General features: G+C 39.0%; 12 protein-coding genes. 3 read left to right on the forward strand and 9 right to left on the reverse strand.

Going from position 1 to position 12033, the window contains the following annotated elements; translation table 11 throughout:
* Positions 1-2 precede the first annotated feature (2 nt).
* On the forward strand, positions 3-1157 hold the full coding sequence (gene argE, locus HC000_RS10105; protein WP_179807583.1) for an acetylornithine deacetylase: 1155 nt from the start codon (positions 3-5) through the stop codon (positions 1155-1157).
* Between the two features lie 63 nt (positions 1158-1220).
* On the opposite strand, the gene panP is transcribed toward argE, so the two are convergent.
* On the reverse strand, positions 1221-2846 hold the full coding sequence (panP, locus tag HC000_RS10110) for a pyridoxal-dependent aspartate 1-decarboxylase PanP (protein ID WP_089368661.1): 1626 nt from the start codon (positions 2844-2846) through the stop codon (positions 1221-1223).
* Positions 2847-3114: 268 nt separating this feature from the next.
* Here panP and HC000_RS10115 point away from each other — a divergent pair, with 268 nt between their 5' ends.
* On the forward strand, positions 3115-4980 hold the full coding sequence (locus HC000_RS10115; RefSeq protein WP_089368662.1) for a GGDEF domain-containing protein: 1866 nt from the start codon (positions 3115-3117) through the stop codon (positions 4978-4980).
* Between the two features lie 9 nt (positions 4981-4989).
* On the opposite strand, the gene HC000_RS10120 is transcribed toward HC000_RS10115, so the two are convergent.
* The 8 genes from HC000_RS10120 to folB form a co-directional block, all read right to left on the reverse strand.
* Positions 4990-5664, reverse strand: coding sequence for an SAM-dependent methyltransferase (locus HC000_RS10120; RefSeq protein ID WP_011328952.1), 675 nt, complete (start codon positions 5662-5664; stop codon positions 4990-4992).
* Positions 5664-6431 carry an ABC transporter permease gene (locus HC000_RS10125; protein WP_011328953.1) on the reverse strand — a complete coding sequence of 256 codons (768 nt, stop codon included), beginning with the start codon at positions 6429-6431 and terminating at the stop codon, positions 5664-5666. Before HC000_RS10125 ends, HC000_RS10120 begins: the two co-directional genes overlap by 1 nt.
* Entirely contained in the window at positions 6432-7361 is a 930-nt protein-coding gene (locus HC000_RS10130; RefSeq protein WP_011328954.1) for an ABC transporter ATP-binding protein, read from the reverse strand. It abuts the gene before it with no gap.
* Positions 7358-7981, reverse strand: coding sequence for a flavin prenyltransferase UbiX (locus HC000_RS10135; RefSeq protein WP_041454762.1), 624 nt, complete (start codon positions 7979-7981; stop codon positions 7358-7360). Before HC000_RS10135 ends, HC000_RS10130 begins: the two co-directional genes overlap by 4 nt.
* 1 nt (position 7982) lies before the next feature.
* Positions 7983-9338: a UDP-N-acetylmuramate:L-alanyl-gamma-D-glutamyl-meso-diaminopimelate ligase gene (gene mpl / locus HC000_RS10140; protein WP_179807584.1), complete on the reverse strand. Its 1356-nt coding sequence runs from the start codon at positions 9336-9338 to the stop codon at positions 7983-7985.
* A 228-nt stretch (positions 9339-9566) separates the two neighbouring features.
* A complete protein-coding gene (locus HC000_RS10145; RefSeq protein ID WP_011328957.1) occupies positions 9567-10367 on the reverse strand; it encodes an undecaprenyl-diphosphate phosphatase in 801 nt (266 codons plus the stop codon).
* Positions 10364-10852: a 2-amino-4-hydroxy-6-hydroxymethyldihydropteridine diphosphokinase gene (folK, locus tag HC000_RS10150; protein WP_041454526.1), complete on the reverse strand. Its 489-nt coding sequence runs from the start codon at positions 10850-10852 to the stop codon at positions 10364-10366. Before folK ends, HC000_RS10145 begins: the two co-directional genes overlap by 4 nt.
* Positions 10853-11212: a dihydroneopterin aldolase gene (gene folB, locus HC000_RS10155; RefSeq protein WP_011328959.1), complete on the reverse strand. Its 360-nt coding sequence runs from the start codon at positions 11210-11212 to the stop codon at positions 10853-10855.
* Between the two features lie 208 nt (positions 11213-11420).
* Here folB and plsY point away from each other — a divergent pair, with 208 nt between their 5' ends.
* Entirely contained in the window at positions 11421-12032 is a 612-nt protein-coding gene (gene plsY / locus HC000_RS10160) for a glycerol-3-phosphate 1-O-acyltransferase PlsY (protein ID WP_179807585.1), read from the forward strand.
* Position 12033 lies beyond the last annotated feature (1 nt).

The following is a 12033-nucleotide window of genomic DNA, read 5'->3' on the forward strand; positions in this document are numbered from 1 at the left end:
TTATGTCTTTGCCTTCATTTATTTCTATGTACCAACAATTAATTGCAGCGCCTTCTATTAGTGCCATTGAAGATAGCCTGTGTATGAGTAATAAAAATGTTATTGAATTACTGGCACAATGGTGTGAAAGCTTAGGCTTTAGCTGTGAAATAATCGAATTAGAAGGCGGCAAAGGTCGCTATAATTTATTAGCTAAACGCGGTAAAGGCGATGGTGGATTAATGCTCGCTGGCCATACCGATACAGTGCCATTTGACGATAGCCGCTGGAATCATAATCCATTTAAATTGACCGAGCACAACAATAAACTATATGGCTTAGGCAGTATTGATATGAAAGGCTTTTTTGCTTTTGTACTGCAAGCTCTTAGTGAACTTGATGAAAAGCAGCAAACTCAGCCCATTTTGATCTTAGCCACCGCCGATGAAGAAACAACAATGGCCGGTGCTCAACAAATTTGTAAACATCCAAATTTAAAACCGGATCGCTGTATAATTGGCGAACCCACTGATATGACTCCAGTATTTACACATAAAGGGCATATGAGTACCGCAATTAGAGTAGTCGGACGCTCAGGCCATAGCTCAGATCCCGAACGTGGTGTTAACGCCATCGAAGTAATGCACAAAGTGATTACAAAACTACTGATCTTAAAAGAACAGTTAAAGCATAAATATTCAATAGAACACTTTGAAATACCCTATCCAACCTTAAATTTTGGTAATATTCATGGCGGCGACAACGCGAACAGAATTTGTGGTTGCTGCGAAATGCATATAGATATGCGCCCATTACCGGGCTTAAGCGTACAAGAACTGCAAATGTTAGTACTTGATACAACTCACGAAATAAACCAGCAATACCCTAATGCCGTAAGCGTAATTGATTTACACGAACCAATTCCTGCATTTACTGGTAGCACCGATAGCGCTTTGGTTAAACTAGCCGAAAAAATAGCGGGGCAAAAAGCGGTGGCAGTAAACTACTGTACAGAAGCGCCATTTATTCAACAGCTTGGTTGTGAAACCATAGTAATGGGCCCCGGCTCTATAAACCAAGCGCACCAACCTGATGAATTTTTAGCAATGGAAAAAATTAAGCCTTCACAGCAAATTATCACTAATATAATTAAAGCGAGTTGTTTTAGCTTTTCTTAATTGCGATTATAAAAATAAAAAAGACGCTAAATAGCGTCTTTTTTATTTAAGCTAATATTTTAATTACATATACTTGCTTAAATACTTTTTAAATACCGGATCTGTTTTAGCCAACTCTTTTTGTTCTGCTAAAATTTCTTTTAAAATAACGCCTGATGTAAGTGGGTTAGCAAGTACTACCCTAAATACCACGGTGGGCTGATTATCGTATTGAGTAGGCGTTAAACGCGTACGTGATACAAATGATCGCCCTGATTCACGTTGCCGTTTTTGCATACTTGCAGTAAAGCGATTAAGTGAGGCAAAAATATCAATCCGTGTTTGTGGATCAGCATCTGCAATTGCCTGCTTTATTTGCTTAGGCACATAACGATACGTTAATAAGCACAGCTCTGGCTCTGAGATCAGCTCAAAATCTTCATCTGCTTTAATTAAATTAGCAAAGTAATGGGCTTTTTTAATACTACGATCGATTAGCATTTCGTAGCCTTTACGGCCAATTACACGTAAGCAAGCATGTACTAACATTGCCATACCCGGGCGACTTCCCTCAAGTGTATGGCTACCTAAATCTTTTGAGCCTTTACGTAAAATATACTCTGCATGATGTTCAATTGCATCGGTAGCGGTTGGATCTTTAAACAACACCAACCCAGCTCCCATAGGAACATACATTTGTTTGTGTGCATCAATGGTAATTGAGTCTGCGCGCTCAACACCTTTGAGTAAATGGCGATGGGTATTAGATAACAAAGTTGCCCCGCCCCATGCAGCGTCAACATGAAAGTGGCAATTAATGTCTTGTGCTAAATCTGCCATCGCTTCAAGGGGATCGATATTACCGGTTTCTGTGGTACCCGCTACTCCAATAATGGCCATTACTTTAATACCTTGCGCTTCAAGCTCTAAGGCTTTTTCGCGCATGGCATTAACATCAACTTTATTGTTTTCGCATGTTTTAATACCCACTAAGTTTTCACGACCAATTCCTAATAAATCAGCCGCTTTACCTAACGAATAATGGCCTCGCTCAGAAATTAAAATAGCTAAGCCTTTATAGCCGTAATGCAGCATACCGGCAATTAAGCCTTGTGCGCCTATTCCCCTAAAATCGCCATCAGGTTTTAATAAGCGATTTCGCGCAATCCATAACGCCGTAATATTGGCTACAGTACCGCCTGAGCAAAATGCACCTAATGATGTTTTTGCACTGTGCATCCATTTAGCATAAAACTCGTCTTGCTGCCCGTACGCTAAATGGTGCATCATTCCAAGCACTTGGCGCTCAAGTGGGGTAAAAGCTTTAGAGGTTTCTATTTTTACTAGGTTTTGATTTAGCCCTACCATTAGCTTTGACAGTGGTAGTAAAAAATGAGGTAAAGCTGAAGTCATATGGCCAATAAAGCTAGGCGCTGCGGTATGCACAGAGTGTGCAACCAGCTGCTCCATTATATCTTGCGCATAAGCAGATACAAACGTTGGATCCTCTGGGATCATCGCCGACTGAAAGTCTTTTTCAATTTCGTGTAATGGTTTTTCAATTGCCGCAATGTTTTCGTTTAAAAAACCTGCTAAATTACTCGATATTTCAAGCTCTATTTTGCTTAAAGTTGAGTCTGGCGCTTCAGGTACAGTAAATATACGCTTAAGGCTTTCTTTAGAGGCGACGGCAAAACGCTTTTGATCCATCTTAATACCTAGTGTGTGGCTAAAACGCCTGTTACTCTATTATACACACTAAATTAAGGTGCTATTTTAGTAACAGGGTTTTTAATAATTGCGCTAACTTTACTGCAATATTAAGAAAATGTCTCGCTTAAAGCCATAAAAACGCTAAATGACATGACAAATAATACTAATTTTGGCTGTTTTTTATCTTTTTAATTCAAAATCAATTAAGTCATTGGGCATTTGTTTTTTTTGCGTATAATTAATTTAACAATAAAAAGGGAATTATATGCTACAAGGAAAACTAAGAATAAATGGATTAATAAGCGCTTTTATGCTGTTTTTAATCAGTTTAATTATCTGTGTTTATTATACTTATAGCACCATTCGCAGTGATGTAATTAACACTCTCGATAATCGTCTTATTAATGCAGCCACCAGCGTTAAATATATTTTGGGCGATGACTATCACAGTAAAATAAATAAAACCCAAACTATTAGCTTTGCAACTTACGAAAGTAAAAGTAAGCAGCTTTCTGAGCTTGCACAAGCACTCGATATTGCTTACGTGTATTCTATGGTGTTAATTAATGGCAAGGTTCATTTTAGCGCCTCTAGCTACACCCAAGAGGATCAAAATAGTGGCAAGGTAACCCAGTTTTTAGATTTATACCCAGAGGCAACTAAAGCTAATATTGGTGCCTTTTTATCTACTGAGCCTGTTTTTGAAATATCGAGTGATCAATGGGGCGACTTTAAAACTATTTTTATCCCGCATATTGATAAAAATGGCATTACATATTTAACTGCTGCCGATATAAGCCTTAAAACTATTAATAATAAGTTAGCGCAAAGCGCCTCAACATCGGCTGTTTTAGGCGGCTTTTTTTTAGTTATTATTATATTGTTGCTGATTATGTATAACTACGCGACTAAACGCGCTGCCATGAGAGACTCTGGTAGTGGTTTTGCTAATCATATTGCGCTTGAAAAATATTTTTTAAATACCCCTGTTCACCATATGCAAATGGCCATAATTTGGGTGAACGAAATTGAAAATATAAACCGCTTTTACGGTACTAAAGTGGGTGACAAAGTAATGAAAAAATTACTAATACACTTTAAAAAGCACAGCAATGTAAATTACCGTATTTATCGTGTAGCAACCAATAAACTGGTGTTACTAACCCCCAAAGAAACCCCATACGAAGAGCTAAGTAATTTAATCCAATCATATAATTTTAATACGCCATTTTTAACCAATCCCTTTATTTACATTACGTTATGTGCAGGTATTGCCCGAGGAAACAAGTCGTTACTGCTAAAAAATGCCCATATTGCGGCTTTACAGGCAAAACAAGGTAACCTTAGTGTTGTTAATTACTCTGAGGCTATAAATGACTCAAAGTCGCTGTATTTATATAATTTAGAAATAGCAAAAGAAGTACGTGAAGCGTTTGAGCAAAAGCGCGTTGTGCCCTATTTTCAGGCTGTTATTGATATAGAGTCTAAACAAACACTACACTACGAGTGCACGCCACGAATAGTGACTTCACAGGGCGAAATTTTAAAACCCGATGCATTTTCAAATACCGTAATACGCTTGCGTATGGATGGCTTATTAACCCGTACATTATTTTCACAGTGTCTTAGCCGCTTTCGTAAAACACAAATTAGCTGGAGTTTAAATATTACTATTGAAGATATATTAGACCCTAGCATAAATGAATACATTGCTTACGAGTTACAGCGCTATCCGTACCCTGCAAATATCACTTTAGTTTTATTTGAACCACAAGTTATCGCCAATTATTCAAGCGTAAGGGCATTTATAACTATGGTTAAAAGTAAGGGGATCAAGGTGATGATTAACAGTTTTGGCAATGACTTTGCAAATACACTCAATATTTTAAAATTGGAAATTGACGTAATAAAGTTAGATGGCATGCTAATAAAGCAAATAGTTAATGATGAGAACACGGCGCTATTTGTTGATTACACAGCCAATTTTGCAAAGCAGCAAAATATTCAACTAATTGCTTCTATGGTAGAAAACAAAGCTATTGCTACGGCACTCAAAAAAGTAAATGTGACGCTAATGCAGGGTAGTTACATTGCCCACCCAGCGCCACATGTTAATCCATTATTTGAGTAGTAAAGTTAATCAACCCTGAGTTAAATTAATAACTAAGCGGTGGCTTTGTTGGCCACTGGCCCAGTATTTCCGCTCAAATGGGGTGATTGCTTCATCTGCCCCATAAGCAGAAACCTGACAAGCATTACCGGTTAGTTCAAGTGCTCTGGCAAACTCTTTAACGTAAATATCCCAGTTACTGCGAACCTCTAATTTACCGCCTAACTTTACAATAAACGGAAAAATAGCCGCGCCGTGCCAACGCCTACGAATATGTTTAGATTTAGGCCACGGATTGGGGTAAAGCAAATAATGGTGACTAGGTTGCCAGTTTGCAGCCACGGCTAAACGCCAAAAGTCGTTTAAATCTGCTTGCACCAAAATATATTGCCCACTGTCGGTTTGTTTATACTCTACATCGTGCTTATCTAACCGGTGCGACGATTTATCAATACCAATTACCAGCGCATCGGGATGGCGCTTAGCTAAATTAGCGGTACTTTCTCCTACACCACAACACGAATCTAAAATAAGTGGGCCATTAAACGCCTGTACTTTAGCATTCACCTCATCAAACGCTGTTTGTGTATGCGCTGCTATTGGCTTTTTAAACTCTGCGTTTAAATGCTTGCTAACTATGTCATCCAGCTTTTCGTGAATACCCGCTTGATTAGATACAATACTACGCGAATTTGCATCAGTCATTAGTGTCTTAGCCCCACACCTTTTTTAATTAATGTCAGCGCTAAGGTAAATAACGCGATAATAAATACTAAAATAACACCAAGTGCCAAGCTTAAATCAACATCCGACACGCCTAAAAACCCATACCTAAACGCGTTAACCATATAAATAATAGGATTTACTTGTGATACGTTTTGCCAAAACTCTGGCAGTAAGGTAATTGAATAAAACACCCCACCTAAATAAGTTAGCGGCGTTAAAATAAAGGTAGGAATAATACTAATATCGTCAAAGCTATTTGCATATATAGCATTTATTAAGCCACCGAGTGCAAATACTGCAGAGGTTAAAATAACGGTAGCCATAATGATAAAAATATTATGAATTTGAATATCAACAAACAATAACGATACGCAGGTAACAATAAAGCCCACCATTATTCCGCGCGTCATACCACCGCCCATATAGCCAAGCACAATAATATAGTTTGGCACTGGGGCTACAAGTAGCTCTTCAATACTTTTTTGAAATTTAGTCGAGTAAAAACTTGAGGCTACATTAGAATAAGAGTTAGTAATAACCGACATCATTATCAGCCCAGGTACTATAAACTCCATATAACTAAAGCCGCCCATATCACCAATACGTGAGCCTATTAAGTTACCAAAAATAACAAAATATAAACTCATGGTAATTGCTGGAGGTACTAAGGTTTGCACCCAAATACGTAAAAAACGAATACACTCTTTAATCCAAATACTTTTTAAGGCTACGCCATATTTAAACATTTACTTGCCTCGACCTTGTTCTAATAATCCAACAAATAACTCTTCTAATCTATTTGCTTTGTTACGCATACTCAATACGGTATTACCTTGCTCAGTTAGCGCACTAAATACAGCGTTTAAGCCTTGCGATTTAGCCACTTCAACTTCAATAGTATGCTCGTCGTCCATAGTAAATTTATAACCCTCAAGCGTAACTGGCTTAGCCGGTGTTTTTAAATCTAAAATAAAGGTTTCTTTATCAAGCTTAGATAACAGTGCTTTAATTGTGGTGTTTTCAACAATCAAGCCATTGTCTATTATGGCTATGTTTTTACACAATAACTCTGCTTCTTCTAAGTAATGAGTGGTTAAAATAATGGTGACGCCCTGCTCATTAATTTGGCGTAAAAAATCCCACATTGAACGACGCAGCTCTATATCAACACCAGCCGTTGGCTCATCTAAAATCAGTAATTTAGGCTCATGCATAAGTGCGCGAGCAATCATTAAACGGCGTTTCATACCACCTGAAAGCGTACGCGCTTGTTTATCTTTTTTATCTAGTAACCCCAATTGGGTTAAATATTTTTCGGCGCGTTTATGTGCTTCGCCGCGTGGTACACCATAATAACCCGCTTGAGTTACTAATATTTGGGTTAGGGTTTCAAATTGGCTAAAATTAAACTCTTGCGGCACTAAGCCTAAATGCGCTTTAGCAGCCTCTAGGTCGGTGTCTATGTCGCAACCAAACACCTCTACCTTACCTTTAGTTTTATTTACCAGTGATGAAATAACACCAATTGTGGTCGACTTACCCGCTCCATTAGGGCCAAGTAAGGCAAAAAAATCGCCCTCACGCACTTGTAAATCAATACCCTTTACAGCTTCAACCCCATTAGTATAAACCTTAGTAAGGCCTGCTATATTTAAAGCAATTTGTTGCTTACTCATGACTTGCCCTCACCATAACCCCAACGCTTTGTTAGGTTATGTTCAATGTTTAAATGATCTAAAATTCGCGCCACCATAAAATCAACTAAATCGGCAATACTTTGTGGCTGATGATAAAAACCCGGCGACGCGGGCATAATGGTGACCCCTAAGCGTGAAAGCTTAAGCATGTTTTCCAGATGAATTTGATTAAATGGTGTTTCGCGTGGCACTAAAATAAGATGGCCACGCTCTTTAATTACCACATCAGCAGCGCGCTCTAGTAAGTTGTCAGATGCACCTACAGCAATAGCCGAAACCGTGCCCGCGCTACAAGGGCACACTATCATTTTTTTAGGGGCAGCTGATCCTGAGGCTACCGGGCTAAACCAGTTGTCTTTACCATATACTTTTAGCTGTTCTGGCTTGGCGTTATATAGCGCACTTAATTGCTCACTGGCTTTGGTTTCATTACCTGAGAGCTTAATACCAGATTCAATATCAAATACCACTCGCGCTGCACTTGAAATAAGCACATACACCTGAAATTGCTGCTCTATTAATACCTCTAATAATCTCAAGCCATAAGGCGCACCCGACGCGCCACTAAATGCTAAGGTAATTGTGTCTTTAAATTGCAAATTATTCTCCGCTGTATTTATTAGCCAGTGCATCGACTAGTTGCTGATGCAGGCCATTAAAACTACCATTGCTCATTATTAAAATATGTTGATTAGCTGCTATATTATCAAGTACGGTATCAATAATTACCTGGGTACTGGTAAAACACTGCATACCGGCTGTAGCCGCTTGTTCGCTCAGCGACCAGCTTAGGTTTTCTGGCTCAAAAAGCAGTACCTCATCAGCATCACTCAACGAGGCAAGCAATGTATGTTGATGCACGCCCATTTTCATGGTGTTTGATCGCGGCTCTAAAATAGCAATTATTTTATCACTGCCTACTTTAGCGCGCAGCCCTGCTAATGTGGTTTGAATAGCCGTTGGATGATGTGCAAAATCGTCATACACTTTTATATTATTAATATCGGCTTTGAGCTCCATGCGTCGTTTAGGGCTAATAAACTCGCCAAGTGCCGCTATACTATGCTCAACGGCAATGCCCACATGGCGCGCAGCTGCGATTGCCATAATAGCATTTTTAACGTTGTGCTCACCCATTGCCTGCCAATTAACGGTGCCTTGTTTTTCATTATTTAAAAACACTTTAAACTCACTGCCATCGGCTTTTATTAGTTCATAATTCCAATCAATACCCAAGGTTTCACTTTCGCTCCATAGTCCTTGAGTTATTACATCACTAAGTGCTTGATCATCCTTTGGCCAAATAACTTTGCCACTTTGTGGTACTGTACGTATTAAATGATGAAATTGTTTTTTAATCGCGTTTAAATCCTCAAAAATATCGGCATGATCAAACTCAAGATTATTTAAAATAAGTGTTCGCGGTAAATAATGCACAAACTTACTGCGCTTATCAAAAAATGCCGTGTCGTATTCGTCTGCTTCAATAACAAAAAAGGGGGTTTCGCCTACTTTGGCCGACACGCCAAAATTTTGTACTATGCCGCCAATTAAAAAGCCCGGTTTTAAACCCGCATACTCTAAAATCCATGCAAGCATACTCGCTGTGGTGGTTTTACCATGTGTACCAGCAACAGCAAGTACCCATGAATTTTGTAATAAGTTATGTTTTAGCCATTCAGGCCCAGATGTATAAGGCAGACCTTTATCAAGTACATATTCAACACATGGATTGCCTCGGCTCATAGCATTGCCAATAACCACCATGTCTGGCGCTGCCTCTAATTGGGTTACCTCGTAGCCTTGGGTTAGCTCAATTCCGAGATCTTCAAGCTGCGTGCTCATAGGTGGATAAACGTTTTGATCAGACCCAGTTACTTTATGGCCAAGCGATTTAGCAATCGCAGCTATTCCACCCATAAAGGTGCCACAAATACCTAAAATATGAATATGCATCTACTTTCCTTTAATCGTGTGCTTACTTTGCACAACAGCAAAGTTTAATGGCGCTATAATGCCAAAATTCGTGCTTCGTTACCATTGCGCATGCGCATTTCACTGTTGCCAAAAACGCCTAAGTAACTTAATAATTAAGCCACTAACGTTAAAAGTATCACTGACAAAAAAGCCTTCCACACTAGGAAGGCTTTTAAACGCTTAAACTAAACGAGTAAAAAATATTAATTACAGCGTTAAAAATACAATTAACCCGACCCCTAGCAATAATCGGTAGATAACAAATGGCAACATTCCCATGCGTTCTATTACTTTTAAAAACATATAAATACAGACATAAGCCGATAAAAATGACAACACAACACCTAATAATAAGGTGCTCCAGTCAACTAGATGATCCCCTAGTGCAAGCTCAACGGTATAGTAAAGTCCCATCATAGAAATGATAGGTATTGCCAGTAAAAACGAAAAGCGTGCAGCGCTTTGTTTATTCATGCCAAGCATTAAACCCGCGGTCATAGTAATACCAGAACGTGACGTACCTGGGATCATCGCAACGGCTTGTGCTAGGCCTATAATAAGCGCGGTTTTCCAATTTAGCTGATAAATCGTTTTAATTTGCTTACCTTTTGCATCCGCATACCAAAGCAATAAACCAAATATAATGGTGGTAACCGCGATCACCCATGCGCTACGCAAATAAAGCTCAATCATGTCTTTTAAAAGCAAACCTAAAATAGCAGCCGGAATTGTGCCTAAAATTATCCACCAGCCTAATTTACTGTCATCTGTGCTACCTTGCGCACCAAACGACTTAAACCACGCACTAAGTATGCTGCTTACTTCTTTACGAAAATAAATCACTACTGCAATTAAAGTACCTACATGTACTGCAACATCAAATGCTAACCCTTGATCTTCCCAGCCTAATATTTGCGATGGTAAAATTAAGTGCGCAGAGCTAGAAATAGGCAAAAATTCAGTAAACCCCTGAATAAGAGCTAAAACAATAATTTCAATAATACTCATGGGTTAGAAAACTCCACCTTCCATAGTTTTTGTTGAGGGTTGTTGTACTCGCGCCAAAGATCGGCAATGGTTTGCTGTGCAACAGGGTGATAAAAATGCGGGGCCACTTCAGCTAGGGGCTGTAATACAAAGGCGTTTTTTGTAATTTCGTCACGTGGTAATTGTGCGGGAGAGTCGCAAATTACATCATCATAAAATAGTAAATCTAAATCGAGAGTCCGCGGGCTAAACTTTTTATCGTTTGCAGTACGGCCATTATTGCGCTCAATTTGCTTTAGTAAGCTACATACATCTGCTAATGGCATATCGGTTGTAGCACCAACCACCGAGTTATAAAAGTTATTACCAGCAAATCCAACCGCTTCGCTTTCAAATACTGAGGAATGCACTAAGTCGTTAAAGTGCGGCTTGAGCGCTATAAGCGCACAGCGCATATAATGCGCCTTATTAATATTTGACCCTAAACTGATATAAATTTGCGCCATTTAAATGCTTGCCTTAGTACGCGTAATTTCAACACCCACAGTTTGCGCCTGAGCAACGGCTGCAGGTTTACTTACTCGAATAGTAACTTGTGGGGTATTAAACTCAGTCAAAATTATATGCGCTAATTGCTCAACTAAGGTTTCGAGCAGCTCTACCGGTTTTGCCGTACTGTGCTCAATGATCCGCTCACTTACTTTTGCATAATCGAGTGCTAAGTTAATATCATCGTTTGCAGCTGCAGGTTTAATATCACTTAACATTTCAACGTCAAAGTAAAGGCTTTGTTTACTTTCTTTTTCAAAGTCGTACACTCCAATAATAGTGTCGACGTGTAATTGCGATATAAATACCTTGTCCATTAATGCTCCTAATGACAGTAACAAGCCACTGAGTTAACTGCATAATGTATCAATTAAATTAATACTGTATATACTTTAATCAGTGTTTAAATACATATAAATTACTTCTACAATAACAAGGTAGCTATACTAGTTAGTAATTAAAGCAGTTTATAAATTTTGACGTCAATAATAGCCGAAAAAGTACAATTAAAAAATAAGGAAGCACGTGTTAGCCACTTTAATGTTTATTTTAGCCTATTTACTTGGGTCGATTTCGTCGGCCATACTCGTCTCGCGGTTATTTAAACTCCCCGATCCGCGTAGTAATGGCTCTAATAATCCAGGGGCAACTAATGTTTACCGGCTGGGGGGCGCACTACCCGCTTGTTTAGTACTGATATTTGATGTTTTAAAAGGCACTATTCCCGTTTGGGGGGCCTACTTTTTAGATCTTGAGCCGCTTGCGCTTGGTTTAGTCGCTGTGGCCGCCTGTTTGGGGCACATGTTCCCATTATTTTTTGGTTTTAAAGGGGGCAAAGCGGTAGCAACTGCTTTTGGTTCTTTATTACCTATAGGGTTATCTTTGGCGGGTTTATTAATTTGTACTTGGTTTATTATGGTAGCAATAACACGCTATTCTTCTCTTGCTGCCTTAGTTGCGGTTTCGCTTGCACCTTTATACACTTGGTTAATAAAGCCACTTTATACGCTCCCCGTTACCTTTATTACGGTACTAATTATTTTTAGGCATCGCTCTAATATCGCACGATTATTTAATGGTAACGAGCCAAAAGTGGGCGCTAAAAAAGCACCCACTGATGAAAAAAGCGATATTTAAC

It is taken from the genome of Pseudoalteromonas sp. MIP2626 (assembly GCF_013414205.1).
Taxonomy (GTDB): domain Bacteria; phylum Pseudomonadota; class Gammaproteobacteria; order Enterobacterales; family Alteromonadaceae; genus Pseudoalteromonas; species Pseudoalteromonas nigrifaciens.

Bases quoted from the DNA above. Each gene is read 5' to 3' on its own strand.
- HC000_RS10125 (WP_011328953.1), bottom strand. From the start codon at position 6,431: ATGTTTAAATATGGCGTAGCCTTAAAAAGTATTTGGATTAAAGAGTGT.
- folB (WP_011328959.1), bottom strand. From the start codon at position 11,212: ATGGACAAGGTATTTATATCGCAATTACACGTCGACACTATTATTGGA.
- panP (WP_089368661.1), bottom strand. From the start codon at position 2,846: ATGGATCAAAAGCGTTTTGCCGTCGCCTCTAAAGAAAGCCTTAAGCGT.
- HC000_RS10130 (WP_011328954.1), bottom strand. From the start codon at position 7,361: ATGAGTAAGCAACAAATTGCTTTAAATATAGCAGGCCTTACTAAGGTT.
- HC000_RS10145 (WP_011328957.1), bottom strand. From the start codon at position 10,367: ATGAGTATTATTGAAATTATTGTTTTAGCTCTTATTCAGGGGTTTACT.
- HC000_RS10120 (WP_011328952.1), bottom strand. From the start codon at position 5,664: ATGACTGATGCAAATTCGCGTAGTATTGTATCTAATCAAGCGGGTATT.
- HC000_RS10115 (WP_089368662.1), top strand. From the start codon at position 3,115: ATGCTACAAGGAAAACTAAGAATAAATGGATTAATAAGCGCTTTTATG.
- folK (WP_041454526.1), bottom strand. From the start codon at position 10,852: ATGGCGCAAATTTATATCAGTTTAGGGTCAAATATTAATAAGGCGCAT.
- mpl (WP_179807584.1), bottom strand. From the start codon at position 9,338: ATGCATATTCATATTTTAGGTATTTGTGGCACCTTTATGGGTGGAATA.
- argE (WP_179807583.1), top strand. From the start codon at position 3: ATGTCTTTGCCTTCATTTATTTCTATGTACCAACAATTAATTGCAGCG.